The sequence below is a fragment of the Rhizobium aouanii genome, from assembly GCF_037002925.1.
Lineage (GTDB): Bacteria > Pseudomonadota > Alphaproteobacteria > Rhizobiales > Rhizobiaceae > Rhizobium > Rhizobium aouanii.
This window is the reverse complement of the sequence record NZ_JBAMYD010000015.1, coordinates 199,857-212,689: the sequence shown is the minus strand read 5'-3', so window position 1 is coordinate 212,689 and position 12,833 is coordinate 199,857. Positions and strand designations below refer to the sequence as shown.

Here is a 12,833-nt window from a genome sequence, read left to right as displayed (position 1 = left end):
GAGCAATTCCAGCAAAAGTGTGCAGCGGTTTTGCGATCGGAATTGCGTGAAAACAGAGAGATAGAGCATTTCCGTGACTCGGAGAAAAACGGAAATGCTCTTGACATCAAGTCCCTTCGCCCTTGCCGCTCCCCGCCCAATCCGCTAGGAAACCGCCACTGTCACAGTCAGTGGAATCCCCGGAAATGAACGACAAGCAGAAGAAACCGCAAAAGCTCAAGGCCCGCCTGCCGCGCGGCTTCGTCGACCGGACGGCCGGCGATATCCGCGCCGTCAACGAGATGACGGCAAAGATCCGGGAAGTCTATGAGCATTATGGTTTCGATCCGCTCGAAACGCCGCTGTTCGAATACACCGATGCGCTTGGCAAGTTTCTGCCCGATAGCGACCGGCCGAACGAGGGCGTGTTCTCGCTGCAGGACGATGACGAGCAATGGATGTCGCTGCGCTACGACCTGACGGCGCCGCTCGCCCGTCATGTCGCCGAGAATTTCAACGAGATCCAGCTGCCCTATCGCACCTATCGCGCCGGCTATGTCTTCCGCAACGAGAAGCCGGGCCCCGGCCGCTTCCGCCAGTTCATGCAGTTCGATGCCGATACCGTCGGCGCGCCTGGTGTTCAGGCCGATGCCGAAATGTGCATGATGATGGCCGATACGCTGGAAGCGCTCGGCATCAAGCGCGGCGACTATGTCATCCGCGTCAATAACCGCAAGGTTCTGGATGGCGTGCTCGAGGCGATCGGTCTCGGCGGCGACGACAAGGCCGGCCAGCGGCTCAACGTGCTACGCGCCATCGACAAGCTCGACAAGTTTGGCCCGGAGGGCGTGGCCTTGCTGCTCGGGCCGGGCCGCAAGGATGAGTCCGGCGACTTCACCAAGGGCGCCGGTCTCGACAAGGAGCAGATCGACAAGGTGCTGTTCTTCGTCGGCATCAAGGACTATGCCGAAAGCGCTGCGCGCCTCGCCGAGCTGGTTGCGGGAACCTCCAAAGGTGGCGAAGGCGTCGACGAGCTGAATTTCATCGGTGCACTCGTCACCAGCGCCGGCTATGGCCCTGACCGCATCAAAATCGACCCCTCTGTCGTGCGCGGCCTCGAATATTATACAGGCCCGGTCTATGAGGCAGAGCTCACCTTCGACGTCACCAATGAAAAGGGCGAAAAAGTCGTCTTCGGTGCGGTCGGCGGCGGCGGCCGTTATGATGGCCTCGTCTCCCGCTTCATGGGCCAGCCGGTTCCGGCGACCGGCTTTTCGATCGGCGTCTCCCGGCTGATGACGGCGCTGAAAAACCTCGGCAAGCTCGGCGCCAGCGAGATCATCGAGCCGGTGCTGGTGACCGTTATGGACGGCGATGTCGCGGCGATGGGCCGCTATCAGAGGATGACGCAGGAACTGCGCGCCGCTGGCATCCGCGCCGAGATGTTCCAGGGCAACTGGAAGAAGTTCGGCAACCAGTTGAAATATGCCGATCGCCGCGGCTGCCCCGTTGCCATCATCCAGGGCGGCGACGAGCGCGCGACAAGCGTCGTGCAGATCAAGGATCTGATCGAAGGCAAGCGGCTCTCCGGCGAGATCGAGGACAATGCCAGCTGGCGCGAAGCGCGCGTAGCGCAGGAGACGGCGCCGGAAGCCGACCTCGTGGCCAAGGTGAAGGAAATCCTTGCTGCGCAGGCCGAGGATCGGAAAAGGGCTGCTGATGCGCAGTAAACCCCTCCCCAACCCCTCCCCACAAGGGGGAGGGGCTTTAAGTCGCAACGCTGTGCCCAACTCGGCGGTTGCTTCATCGAGAGCGCTCTCAATTTATTTCGGCGATCGCCGCGGGTTAGTCCCTCCCCCTTGTGGGGAGGGGTTGGGGAGGGGACTTTCCCCAGGAGCGACACCATGCCCCTAATCAACCTCCCGGACTTCGCCAACGACCTCATCGCCGAATTCGTCGAACGCAATGCCGAGCGCATCGACACGCCTGTCATTCAGCCGGCCGAACCTTTCCTTGATATCGCGGGTGAGGATCTGCGCCGCCGCATCTTCATGACGGAGAGCGAAACCGGCGCCAGCCTTTGCCTGCGTCCCGAATTCACCATTCCCGTCTGTCTGCGCCACATCGAAACGGCGACCGGCACGCCGAAGCGTTACGCCTATCTCGGCGAGGTTTTCCGCCAGCGCCGCGACGGCGCCAACGAATTCTATCAGGCCGGCATCGAGGATCTGGGCGACATCAACCTGTCAAGCGCCGACGCCCGCGCCATCGGCGACGCCACCGGCATTCTTGCCCGCCTGCTGCCAGGCCGGCGCTTAGCCGTGACATTAGGCGACCAGGCGGTATTCGAGGCGGTCGTCCAGGCGCTCGGCCTGCCGCTTGGCTGGCAGAAGCGTCTGATCCACGCCTTCGGCAATATGACGCAGCTGGAGGCGCTGCTTGCCAGTCTCGTCAGCCCGCAATTCGTCACCGGGCTGGACGACGATATCGCCAGGCTGGTCGCATCGGGCGACGAGCAGGCGCTGGTCGCCCATCTCGAGCGCGAGATGCAGAAGACCGGCTATTCGACGAATGCCGGCCGCTCGCCTCTCGAGATCGCCCGACGGCTCAAGGAAAAGCTCATCCTGTCCGAAACGCGCCTCGACGATGCCGCCTTCCATGTGCTGGAAGAGTTCCTGTCGCTCGACGTGCCGCTCGTCAATGCGTCCGCGGCCCTTTCCGGTTTCGCTGATGCTGCCGGCCTGAAACTCGGCAACGCGCTCTCGCGCTTCAACGGCCGCGTCGCAGCACTTTCCAATGCCGGCGTTGATCTTTCCTGCCTCGACTACCGCGCCGCCTTCGGACGGCCGCTCGACTATTACACCGGCCTCGTCTTCGAGGTGACGGTCGAAGGTTCGACCGCGGTTCTGGCCGGCGGCGGCCGCTTCGACCGGCTCCTGACCTTCCTCGGTGCGACGGACCGCATCCCGGCCGTAGGCTTCTCTTTCTGGCTCGACCGCATCGAAACCGAAAGGGCAGCCGCATGACCATCACCATCGCGCTTCCCTCCAAGGGCCGGATGAAGGAAGACGCTTCGGCGATCTTCGAACGTGCCGGTATGACGATTTCTGCGGTCGGCAACGATCGCTCCTATCGCGGCCGCGTCGAAGGCTGGGACGATGTGGAAATCGCCTTCCTCTCGGCCTCCGAAATCTCCCGCGAAATCGGCAACGGCACCGTCGATTTCGGCGTCACAGGCGAGGATCTGATGCGGGAGGGTTTTGCCGAGGTCGACAAGCGCGTCGAATTCTGCGCCCGCCTCGGCTTCGGCCACGCCGATGTCGTCGTTGCCGTGCCGGAGATCTGGCTCGATGTCGACACCATGGCTGATCTCGTCGATGTCGCCGCCGATTTCCGCGCCCGCCACTCCAGGCGCCTTGCCATCGCCACCAAATACTGGCGGCTGACCCAGCAGTTCTTTTCGAGCCAGCACGGCATCCAGCTTTATCGCATCGTCGAAAGCCTGGGCGCCACCGAAGGCGCTCCCGCCTCCGGCTCGGCCGATATCATCGTCGATATCACCTCCACCGGCTCGACGCTGCGCGCCAACCACCTGAAGGTGCTCCAGGACGGCGTCATCCTGCATTCGCAGGCCTGCCTCGTGCGCGCCCGCAAGGAAAGCCACGCCGGCGAGCCCGTCGTGCAGGCGATCATCGAGGCAGTGCGCGCCGCCCTCTGATCTCAGTCATAAAGGCAAAAGAAAACCCGCCGTCGGATGACGGCGGGTTCTTTATGTCTGGGAGGATGTCTGCTGGTGTCAGGCAGCTGCGTAAGCGCCGCGGCGGGCGTCGAGCGAGTAGGCGCCTGCGCCATTGGTGGCGAGCATGATATAGGCGCCGGCGAGCGTGATGTTCTTCATGAGGTTGACGAAGTTCAGGCTGTTGATCCAGCCGTTGGCGGCAGCCGGGAAATCCGGAACATTGACCGGCGCAAGATGGAAGACGAGGCCGGTGAAAACACAGAAGACGGCAAGCAGCCAGCCGACGATGCGGACCTGGAAGCCGACGAGCACGGCAATGCCGGTTGCGAGTTCGAAGAGGCCGGCGAGATAGGCGAGCGCGGTGGAGGCCGGAAGACCGGCACCGGCGATCATGCCTGCGGTCGAGGCCGGATCGGTCACCTTGCCGAAGCCGGCAAAGATGAACATGAAGGAAAGCAGGATACGGGCAATCAGGATGATGACGTTGTTCGACATGGACGTTGTCTCCGTTTCAAGGGCTCTGGAGATCTTGGTGCCCCGGCACCGGTTCGACCTCGGATGCCTCTATGTCGCTCTTTTCTCTTGTTGTGGAAAGGTAAACGGAAGCGGACACTTCGTTCACTAATATCGAACGATGCCTTTGCCTCCGCCGCCGCTTGCCTTTGCCGAGCCCGGTCTTTTATGGTCGGCGCCCAACATGGAGATTCCGATGGCAGATCTTTCCGCATTTCCGATCACGACGCGCTGGCCGGCGAAAAACCCCGACATCATCCAGCTCTATTCCCTGCAGACGCCGAATGGGGTGAAGGTCTCAGTCGCCCTCGAGGAGCTCGGCCTTGCCTACGAGCCGCATTATATTTCCTTCGCCGCCAACGAGCAGAAGTCGCCGGAATTCGAATCTCTCAACCCGAACGGCCGCATTCCGGCGATCATCGATCCGAACGGGCCGGATGGGAAGCCGATCGGCCTTTTCGAATCCGGCGCCATTCTGCTTTATCTCGCGGAAAAAACCGGCAAGCTCATCCCTGCCGATGCCGCCGGTCGCTATGAAGCCATCCAATGGGTGTTTTTCCAGATGGCGGGCATCGGCCCGATGTTCGGCCAGTTCGGCCATTTCTACAAGTTTGCCGCCGACAAGGTCGCCAACAATTCCTATCCGGTCGAGCGCTATCGCGACGAATCCAAGCGCCTGCTCGGCGTGCTCGATGACCGGCTGAACGGTCGTGAGTGGATCATGGGCGATCAGTACACGATCGCCGACATCACCACCTTCACCTGGGTTCGCGGTGCCGATATCTTCTATGGCGGCCGCGAGGTTCTCGAATACGCGAAATTCCCCGCCGTCTCTAATTGGCTGGAGCGCTGCATCGCTCGTCCGGCAAGTGCCAGAGGCCTCAACATTCCGGTCAAGCCGGAGTAACGAACGACCCAAGAGATCGCCGATCCCGCCCCTCATCCGGCTGCCGCCACCTTCTCCCCGTAAACGGGGCGAAGGGACAAGCCGCGACCTTTCCGTTCCCCGCCTACCTACCGCAGGGCACGTCCCCTCGCCCCGCGAGCGGGGGTCCGAAGGACGGGTCGAGACGAGTGGCTCGACCCTGGTAAGGTTAGGGTGAGGGGCAGCCATTCCGGCCTATCGTCGGCTTGTGATCTGCTTTGCGCCTTCCAGCTTGAAGCGCGGAAAGACGAAAACGCCGGCCATGCTGCCGCTGTATTTCTGCTCGAGATCATTGGACTCGCCCATGCAGAAGAGCGGCTGGCGAAAGCCGTTCGGCATGATGATCGTCGTCGAAAAACAGAAGGAGGAGCAGAGCGTCGCCGCCTGCTCGAACAGCTCCAATATGTGGCTGCGGTCCTTGGCATCATAGCAGCGGATCAAGCTTAAAAGTCCGCATTCCCGTGCGGCGAGGCCGTGCAGCATCGCGCTCCACTCGCCGAGACGGAGCATGCCGCTCGAAAAATCTCCAGTCCAGGCTTCGGAAACGGAAAACTGCGCCAACATCTTATGATTTTGATTGGCGTCATCAAGCGAGCCGGGCGTCAAAGGTACGGCTGCATTGGCTCTGGCGATCTTAAACAAGGCGTTCTCCCGTTCGGATGCGGCTCCCGCCGCACGCTCGGCAAACACAAAGAAACAGGATCACGCAGCAGCGGGCATGATGCCCGCGCTTCATCCGGCGATATTGCCACGGCCATCTGGCCTCCGTAACCGGAGCCCCTCGAACCGGACGTTCATGCATCGCCTTCCGCGCTCCGGCCTCGGCTATTGGCGAAAAATTATCGCCGGACGCGCTTTAATTGCAGCGCGGATTTATAGGGGCTTTTGGACAAACGGCAACGGCTTTTTAAGGGGTATTCGGATCGGCCTCATTTCGGGGGATGCCGGCATCTTCGGCCTATTTCTCGAGAATTGGCATGGGAAGATCCATCTTTGAGAGCTTTGCAAACGTTTTCACTCAACGTCAGGCCGGAAATGTTGCAGCAGCATTGCGATCTCTCGCATGTCGGCAGGCTGAGAAATACGCAGGCAGCGCAAGCCTGGCGCAAGTTTCGTGCCCGGGGCCTGTAAGAGGGAGCCGGGCAGGCGTTCGTCGGCTATGCAAATCACTGTGCCGTACATCGAATCGCTTTGGGCAAAAGAAAAGGGCGACCCGAGAGCCGCCCTTCCTGTTCCGGATGCCGGAATGGTGTTCAGTGATGGCTTTCGCCGATCACATCATGTCCATTCCGCCCATTCCGCCCATGCCGCCCGGCATGCCGCCGCCAGCCGATTCTTTCTTCGGCAGTTCGGCGATCATGGCTTCGGTGGTGATCAGCAGCGATGCGACAGAAGCAGCGTTTTGCAGCGCCGTGCGAACGACCTTGAGCGGGTCGACGATACCCATGGCGATCATGTCGCCATATTCGGACGTCTGGGCGTTGTAGCCGAAGTTGTCTTCGTTCTTGTCGAGGACCTTGCCGACAACGATCGAGGCTTCGTCGCCTGCGTTTTCAGCGATCTGACGAACGAGCGACTGCAGGGCGCGGCGAACGATGTTGATGCCGGCTTCCTGGTCGTCGTTTGCACCCTTGACGGTGATCTTCGTGGAGGAGCGGAGCAGAGCGATACCACCGCCGGGGACGATGCCTTCCTGAACGGCAGCGCGGGTCGCGTTGAGCGCGTCGTCGATGCGGTCCTTCTTCTCCTTCACTTCGACTTCCGTCGAGCCGCCGACGCGGATGACGGCAACGCCGCCAGCGAGCTTGGCAAGACGTTCCTGCAGCTTCTCGCGGTCGTAGTCCGAAGTGGTTTCTTCGATCTGCGCCTTGATCTGGGCAACACGGCCTTCGATGTCGGTCTTGGCGCCCGAACCGTCGACGATCGTGGTGTTTTCCTTGGAGATCGAAACCTTCTTGGCACGGCCGAGCATGTCGAGCGTGACGGATTCGAGCTTGATGCCGAGATCTTCGGAGATGACAGTGCCGCCCGTCAGGATGGCGATGTCTTCGAGCATGGCCTTGCGGCGGTCGCCGAAGCCGGGAGCCTTGACGGCAGCGATCTTCAGGCCGCCGCGCAGCTTGTTGACGACGAGCGTTGCGAGGGCTTCGCCTTCGACGTCTTCAGCGACGATGAGGAGCGGCTTGCCGGTCTGAACGACGGCTTCAAGAACCGGGAGCATCGACTGCAGGTTCGAAAGCTTCTTCTCGTGAAGGAGAATGAAGACGTCTTCGAGGTCGGCGATCATCTTTTCCGGGTTGGTCACGAAGTAGGGGCTGAGGTAGCCACGGTCGAACTGCATGCCTTCGACGACTTCGAGTTCGGTTTCGGCGGTCTTGGCTTCTTCAACCGTGATGACGCCTTCGTTGCCGACCTTCTGCATGGCTTCAGCAATGTCGAGACCGACCTGCTTGTCGCCATTGGCCGAAATCGTGCCGACCTGTGCAACTTCTTCCGAAGTCGAGATCTTCTTGGCCTTGGCCTGGAGATCCTTCACGACGTCGGCGACAGCGAGGTCGATGCCGCGCTTCAGGTCCATCGGGTTCATGCCGGCGGCAACGGCCTTGTTGCCTTCGCGAACGATCGCCTGGGCAAGAACGGTAGCCGTCGTGGTGCCGTCGCCGGCGATGTCGTTGGTCTTCGAAGCAACTTCGCGGACCATCTGGGCGCCCATGTTTTCGAACTTGTCTTCGAGTTCGATTTCCTTGGCGACGGAAACGCCGTCCTTGGTGATGCGCGGCGCGCCGAAGGACTTGTCGATGATGACGTTACGGCCCTTCGGGCCGAGCGTGACCTTCACCGCATCGGCGAGAATGTCGACGCCGCGCAGCATCTTTTCGCGCGCGGTGCGGCCAAACTTGATTTCTTTAGATGCCATATTCTTAACTCCTGAATTCGAGTTGTTCGGGCAAAAGGCCCGTCAGCCATTTCGGGAAAGCAAGTCGGCCGATCAGCCGATGATGCCCATGATGTCGGCTTCCTTCATGATCAGAAGGTCTTCGCCGTCAATCTTGACTTCGGTGCCGGACCACTTGCCGAACAGGATGCGGTCGCCAGCCTTGACGTCGAGTGCGACAACCTTGCCGGACTCATCGCGCGCGCCGGAGCCGACGGCGACGATTTCGCCTTCCTGCGGCTTTTCCTTGGCGGTATCGGGAATGATGATGCCGCCCTTGGTCTTGGCTTCGGACTCAACGCGGCGAACGACGACGCGGTCGTGAAGGGGGCGGAAGTTGGTGCTTGCCATTGTCTAATCCCTCGATCGAATGACATTCGCGGACCGGAGTGGCCCACATGGATAAATGTTAGCACTCCCTTGCGGTGAGTGCTAGCGACGAGCATTTAGGGATGGCTCCGAGAGGAGTCAATGAGAGCAATCACGAATTTTTGTGCCGGAATTGTGAAGAGGCCGGAGAATAGTCGGAGATTGCGGTCGAAACCCAGGTGCTGCCGAACTTTGCCGAACTCGTCCGCCGCCGGCGATCTGGCGCTTTGCGGTAGTCGTCAAAACCCTTTGCCCATCCGCTTCGCCGGATCGCCGTTCGAGCTCCTCGCATTGGCCCGGCAGCAAAGAAAATGCCTTGCCATCGCCTTGCGCCTTTGCAATGTCACCGGTGACGGAAGCAAATCGGGAAATCGGAATGGCCAAGCGGATAGAAACCTTTTCGGAGATATCAGATCACTATGATGTGGTGCTCTGCGATGTCTGGGGCGTCGTTCACAACGGCGTCGATCCGTTCCCGAAGGCGGCTGCTGCCCTTGAAGCGGCACGCGAGGCCGGCCTCGCCGTCGTCCTCATCACCAATTCGCCGCGCCTTTCCTGGCAGGTGGTCGAGCAGCTGCGCCAGATCGGCGTTCCCGACAGCGCCTATGACAGGATCGTCACCTCTGGCGACGTCACGCGCGGGTTGATCGCCGAAGGGCCGAAAACCGTCTTTCTGCTCGGCCCCGAGCGCGACAAGGCGCTGCTCGAAGGCATTGGCGTCGAGCGCCGGCCGGCGGGCGAAGCGCAATCGCTGGTCTGCACCGGCTTTTTCGACGACGAGACGGAGAAGCCGGAAGATTACACCGACATGCTTCTCGATTTCAAAGCCCGCGACGTGCCGATGATCTGCGCCAATCCCGACCTCATTGTCGAGCGAGGCCATCGCATCATCCCCTGCGCCGGCGCCATGGCCGCCTATTACGAGCAGCTTGGCGGAAAAACCCGCATCGCCGGCAAGCCGCACCGGCCGATCTACGAGGCGACGCTAGCGGCTGCCCGCGAGCTTCGCAGCGATTTCCCGGTCGAGCGCGTGCTGGCGATCGGCGACGGCATGCCGACCGATGTGCGGGGCGCCTTGAATTACGGCCTCGACCTCCTCTACATCAGCGGTGGTATCCACGCCAAGGAATATACTCTCAACGGCGAGACCGACGAGGCGATCCTCAACGCCTATCTCGAACGGGAAAACGCCGCGCCGAAGTGGTGGATGCCCCGCCTTGCATGAAGAGAAGCCAGCCGATGACCATCTTCCACCGCAATGAAACCCGCGAACCCCTACCCGCCCATCTGAAGGGCGGCGTCATTGCCATCGGCAATTTCGATGGCGTGCACCGCGGCCATCAATCGGTGTTGAGCCGGGCGCTAGAGATCTCCAAGGCGCGCGGTATCCCCGCTTTGGTGCTGACCTTCGAGCCGCATCCGCGAACGGTCTTCCGGCCGCAGGCACCGGTCTTCCGGCTGACGCCGGCGCCGCTGAAGGCCCGCATCCTGGAAACGCTGGGTTTCAGCGCCGTCATCGAATATCCCTTCGACTACGAGTTCTCGCAGCGCTCGGCCGATGATTTCATCCATTCGATCCTGAAGGATTGGCTCGGCGCCTCCGAAGTCGTCACCGGCTTCGATTTCCATTTTGGCCGCGGCCGCGAGGGCGGTCCAGCTTTTCTGATGAATGCCGGCCAGACCTACGGCTTCGGCGTCACCCTGATCGATGCCTTTCGCGACGAAAACGCCGATGTCGTCTCTTCTAGCCATATCCGCGCGCTGCTGAAGGAGGGCAATGTCAGCGAAGTCGCCGGCATGCTCGGCTACCGCTATACGGTGGAAGCCGAGGTGATCGATGGCGAAAAGCTCGGCCGACAGCTTGGTTTCCCGACGGCCAATATGCGCCTGCCGCCGGAGGTCGATCTTGCCGCCGGCATCTACGCCGTCCGCTTCCGCCGCCAGGACGGCACGCTCCACGATGCCGTCGCAAGCTATGGCCGCCGCCCGACGGTGACGGAAAACGGCGCACCGCTGCTCGAAACCTATCTTTTCGATTTCAGCGGCGATCTCTATGGCCAGCTCTGCTCCGTCTCGTTCTTCGGCTATCTCCGCCCTGAGCTCAAATTCGACGGCCTCGGTCCACTGGTCGCCCAGATCAAGCGCGATGAGGAAGAGGCGAGGGCGCTGCTTGCGGGTGTTAAGCCGCTCGGAGCTCTTGATCGGAAACTCTGCTTTTCCTCAGCGCAATAGCCGGCTGTCGAAAGGATAGCGGATCGTTTTTTCGATTGTCAGGCGCGACGCGTCAGGATGACGCGGATTGATAAGAATATTCGCCGCCTCTGGCATGATTGCCGATGGGACGCGCAGGAGACAGAAATCATCGTCTTCCAGCAATTTGCTGCCACGGTCGCGCGTCAGGCTGGTTTGGTTGGTCGCAGCAGGATCGATCCCGATATCGAAGACTTCGATGTTGTCCGGGCAATGGATTTTCAGGAGCTGAAAATCTCTCGGAATTTGATGCAGATCGACCTGTACTAGAATTTCGAGGAGAGCAGTCGACGGGTGATCACAGCAATAGACGACGGGAATTCCCTGATGATGCCATCGTCCCGGTGCAAGCAGCCCGCCGCGTCCGGAAAGATCGGCATAATTCGAGATACGCCATAAGATCATCGCTTAAAGCAATTCCAGGAAAAGTGCGAAGCGGTTTTCCGTCCGGAATTGCGTAAAAACAGAAGGTTAGAGCAGTTCTGCGTTTCCATGAAAAGTTGAACCGCTCTAGACGTAGATCCCGTGGTCGATCTGGTGCAGGGCCTGCTCGACGAGGCGGGCGCCGGTTTCCGACTCTAGCAGATCGATCGGCGTAATGCCGTCCATGCCGCGATTGGGCTTGCGCAGCCAATCGAACGCAACGGCTCCGTCGCCGAAAATGCGCTTAGCCATCTCCGCAATCCGCACGATACGCAATGCGCCGTCGTTTTCCTCGACTGTCAGCGGCTCGCCGTTCGCATTGCGTCTCGCCAGAGTTCGGCGCGGTGCGACGAAACGATATATTTCCTCCACGGAAAAGCCGAGCTCGGTCAATTTCAATGCCATCGCTCCGTTATAAACCTGGACGGAGCCGTGCGAAGCGATCTCGAGGCGCTCGCGTATGGTCATCGATTCTGGTGTTTGAAGAAAACCGAGCATTGAATGACCTTTCTGCCATTTGCCCAGAATATATGCGCATTTGGCACAATCTTCAATTGCTTTCGCTGTGGTGAGCCGGTCTCGACGCGCTCGTCGCTAGATCAAGCGCGATGAGGAAGAGCGAAAGCGCTGCTTGCGGGTGTTGCGCCGACCAGCGCTCTTGACGGGAGAGTGTGCTTTCCCCGAGTAGTTTCGAGTGCGGGCGGGTCATCTCCGGCTCAGCGGAAATTGACCGGGATTGTTCGTCCATGGATCGAAGATCGCCGCGCCGGAGAAGCGCGTATCCCTGACGTTTCGCGTCACCAGATAGAGATTGTGCTCGATTGCGGTGGCGGCGAGCATCGTGTCGACAACCGGCGGCGCATGTCCGGCCTTGAGCTTCACCCGCCCCGAAATGACGCCCCAGTGCCTGACGGCTGCGTCGCTCAGCGAAAGGACGCGTTGCGAAAACCTTTCCTCCAGCGCATCGCGGGAGGCAGCATAACGATAGCGGTTTTGATCGTCATCCGGCAGGGTTTCGATGCCCTTGTCATATTCCGCCAGTGTGAGGATGCTGATGAACATCTTCTTCTCGTCTTGAGCCGCAGCCCAGGATTTGACGGAGGGTGCACCGTTCGGATTGATCAGCGCGGCAATGACGTTGGTATCGAGCAGCCAGCCGATCACAGCTCGGCATCCCGCCCGTAGTCCGCCTCTCGCTCGAGGTCGAGCTCTTTGAGATCGAGGCTTTCCATGAAGGCGACGAAAGGCTTTTTCGGTTCGGCTTTGGTCAGTTGGTCGAGCTCTTCGGCGCTGATGACGACGACGCTGTCCCGGCCGCGAACGGTCACGCGCTGTGGTCCTTCGCTGTGTGCGCGGCGAACCACCTCGCTGAAGCGCGCTTTCGCCTCCTCAAGCTTCCAGCTTTGCTTCGTGATTTTTTTCATACTTCTGGCTCTCGATCTAATCTGGTCAGATAGTCAGATATATACCGCAAACCGCATAAAGTTTCCAGCCTTAGGCTTTCCGGAACGATGCGGCACCGACAATTTCAGCCGCTAATGCCGATTGCAGGCAGCGAATTCTTCTCTTCCTTTTCCCGGCAAAAACGCCTATGAACCGGCGCGATGAAGAAATATCGGCTGGCAATGATGATGCGAATTATCGGCCCGGCTTTCCGCGCGCGCTAAGCGGCCGGAAGGTCCGGGTTTTTGGCGCTTGGA

The 12,833-nt window shown here is 60.6% G+C and carries 14 protein-coding genes; 6 read left to right on the top strand and 8 right to left on the bottom strand.

The genetic code is table 11. From position 1 onward, the window contains the following. Positions 1 to 185 precede the first annotated feature (185 nt). The 3 genes from hisS (at position 186) to hisG (ending at position 3,697) form a co-directional block, all read left to right on the top strand. On the top strand, positions 186 to 1,709 hold the full coding sequence (gene hisS / locus V8P77_RS25300) for a histidine--tRNA ligase (protein WP_335914700.1): 1,524 nt from the start codon (positions 186 to 188) through the stop codon (positions 1,707 to 1,709). A 174-nt stretch (positions 1,710 to 1,883) separates the two neighbouring features. After that, a complete protein-coding gene (locus V8P77_RS25295; RefSeq protein WP_335914699.1) occupies positions 1,884 to 3,005 on the top strand; it encodes an ATP phosphoribosyltransferase regulatory subunit in 1,122 nt (373 codons plus the stop codon). Then, positions 3,002 to 3,697 carry an ATP phosphoribosyltransferase gene (gene hisG, locus V8P77_RS25290; protein ID WP_072639538.1) on the top strand — a complete coding sequence of 232 codons (696 nt, stop codon included), beginning with the start codon at positions 3,002 to 3,004 and terminating at the stop codon, positions 3,695 to 3,697. Before V8P77_RS25295 ends, hisG begins: the two co-directional genes overlap by 4 nt. Positions 3,698 to 3,775: 78 nt before the next feature. Here hisG and V8P77_RS25285 read toward each other — a convergent pair whose 3' ends face one another. Continuing rightward, positions 3,776 to 4,213, bottom strand: coding sequence for a DoxX family protein (locus V8P77_RS25285; protein ID WP_335914698.1), 438 nt, complete (start codon positions 4,211 to 4,213; stop codon positions 3,776 to 3,778). 214 nt (positions 4,214 to 4,427) lie between these two features. Here V8P77_RS25285 and V8P77_RS25280 point away from each other — a divergent pair, with 214 nt between their 5' ends. Further along, positions 4,428 to 5,138: a glutathione binding-like protein gene (locus tag V8P77_RS25280; RefSeq protein WP_335914697.1), complete on the top strand. Its 711-nt coding sequence runs from the start codon at positions 4,428 to 4,430 to the stop codon at positions 5,136 to 5,138. A 213-nt stretch (positions 5,139 to 5,351) separates the two neighbouring features. Here V8P77_RS25280 and V8P77_RS25275 read toward each other — a convergent pair whose 3' ends face one another. The 3 genes from V8P77_RS25275 to groES all read right to left on the bottom strand — a co-directional run bounded on the left by V8P77_RS25275 (position 5,352) and on the right by groES (position 8,442). Continuing rightward, positions 5,352 to 5,798 (bottom strand): hypothetical protein, encoded by a 447-nt coding sequence (locus V8P77_RS25275; protein ID WP_335914696.1) that lies wholly within the window; start codon positions 5,796 to 5,798, stop codon positions 5,352 to 5,354. 631 nt (positions 5,799 to 6,429) lie between these two features. Continuing rightward, entirely contained in the window at positions 6,430 to 8,073 is a 1,644-nt protein-coding gene (groL, locus tag V8P77_RS25270; RefSeq protein WP_003545786.1) for a chaperonin GroEL, read from the bottom strand. Between the two features lie 72 nt (positions 8,074 to 8,145). Next, positions 8,146 to 8,442 (bottom strand): co-chaperone GroES, encoded by a 297-nt coding sequence (gene groES, locus V8P77_RS25265; RefSeq protein WP_003545797.1) that lies wholly within the window; start codon positions 8,440 to 8,442, stop codon positions 8,146 to 8,148. 394 nt (positions 8,443 to 8,836) lie between these two features. On the opposite strand from groES, the gene V8P77_RS25260 reads away from it, so the two are divergent. Both V8P77_RS25260 and V8P77_RS25255 read left to right on the top strand, forming a co-directional pair. After that, the gene (locus tag V8P77_RS25260) at positions 8,837 to 9,685 is read left to right on the top strand and encodes a TIGR01459 family HAD-type hydrolase (protein ID WP_335914695.1); all 849 of its coding nucleotides are present in this window, start codon (positions 8,837 to 8,839) and stop codon (positions 9,683 to 9,685) included. A gap of 14 nt (positions 9,686 to 9,699) precedes the next feature. Beyond that, on the top strand, positions 9,700 to 10,692 hold the full coding sequence (locus V8P77_RS25255; RefSeq protein WP_335914706.1) for a bifunctional riboflavin kinase/FAD synthetase: 993 nt from the start codon (positions 9,700 to 9,702) through the stop codon (positions 10,690 to 10,692). Here V8P77_RS25255 and V8P77_RS25250 read toward each other — a convergent pair. The 4 genes from V8P77_RS25250 to V8P77_RS25235 form a co-directional block, all read right to left on the bottom strand. After that, positions 10,681 to 11,115, bottom strand: a complete 435-nt coding sequence (locus V8P77_RS25250) for an RES family NAD+ phosphorylase (protein WP_335914694.1) — start codon at positions 11,113 to 11,115, stop codon at positions 10,681 to 10,683. The genes V8P77_RS25255 and V8P77_RS25250 overlap by 12 nt on opposite strands. Before the next feature lie 105 nt (positions 11,116 to 11,220). Continuing rightward, positions 11,221 to 11,526 (bottom strand): Xre family toxin-antitoxin system antitoxin, encoded by a 306-nt coding sequence (locus V8P77_RS25245; RefSeq protein ID WP_335914693.1) that lies wholly within the window; start codon positions 11,524 to 11,526, stop codon positions 11,221 to 11,223. Positions 11,527 to 11,838: 312 nt separating this feature from the next. Then, positions 11,839 to 12,297, bottom strand: coding sequence for a type II toxin-antitoxin system VapC family toxin (locus tag V8P77_RS25240; RefSeq protein WP_335914692.1), 459 nt, complete (start codon positions 12,295 to 12,297; stop codon positions 11,839 to 11,841). Next, the gene (locus V8P77_RS25235) at positions 12,294 to 12,557 is read right to left on the bottom strand and encodes a type II toxin-antitoxin system Phd/YefM family antitoxin (protein WP_168280218.1); all 264 of its coding nucleotides are present in this window, start codon (positions 12,555 to 12,557) and stop codon (positions 12,294 to 12,296) included. The genes V8P77_RS25240 and V8P77_RS25235 overlap by 4 nt, the downstream gene beginning before the upstream one ends. Between the last annotated feature and the right edge of the window lie 276 nt (positions 12,558 to 12,833).

Excerpts from the sequence above, each read along its gene's own strand:
- V8P77_RS25260 (WP_335914695.1), top strand. The coding sequence starts at position 8,837 with ATGGCCAAGCGGATAGAAACCTTTTCGGAGATATCAGATCACTATGAT.
- hisG (WP_072639538.1), top strand. The coding sequence starts at position 3,002 with ATGACCATCACCATCGCGCTTCCCTCCAAGGGCCGGATGAAGGAAGAC.
- V8P77_RS25280 (WP_335914697.1), top strand. The coding sequence starts at position 4,428 with ATGGCAGATCTTTCCGCATTTCCGATCACGACGCGCTGGCCGGCGAAA.
- V8P77_RS25255 (WP_335914706.1), top strand. The coding sequence starts at position 9,700 with ATGACCATCTTCCACCGCAATGAAACCCGCGAACCCCTACCCGCCCAT.
- hisS (WP_335914700.1), top strand. The coding sequence starts at position 186 with ATGAACGACAAGCAGAAGAAACCGCAAAAGCTCAAGGCCCGCCTGCCG.
- groES (WP_003545797.1), bottom strand. The coding sequence starts at position 8,442 with ATGGCAAGCACCAACTTCCGCCCCCTTCACGACCGCGTCGTCGTTCGC.
- V8P77_RS25235 (WP_168280218.1), bottom strand. The coding sequence starts at position 12,557 with ATGAAAAAAATCACGAAGCAAAGCTGGAAGCTTGAGGAGGCGAAAGCG.
- V8P77_RS25250 (WP_335914694.1), bottom strand. The coding sequence starts at position 11,115 with ATGATCTTATGGCGTATCTCGAATTATGCCGATCTTTCCGGACGCGGC.
- V8P77_RS25285 (WP_335914698.1), bottom strand. The coding sequence starts at position 4,213 with ATGTCGAACAACGTCATCATCCTGATTGCCCGTATCCTGCTTTCCTTC.
- V8P77_RS25295 (WP_335914699.1), top strand. The coding sequence starts at position 1,884 with ATGCCCCTAATCAACCTCCCGGACTTCGCCAACGACCTCATCGCCGAA.
- groL (WP_003545786.1), bottom strand. The coding sequence starts at position 8,073 with ATGGCATCTAAAGAAATCAAGTTTGGCCGCACCGCGCGCGAAAAGATG.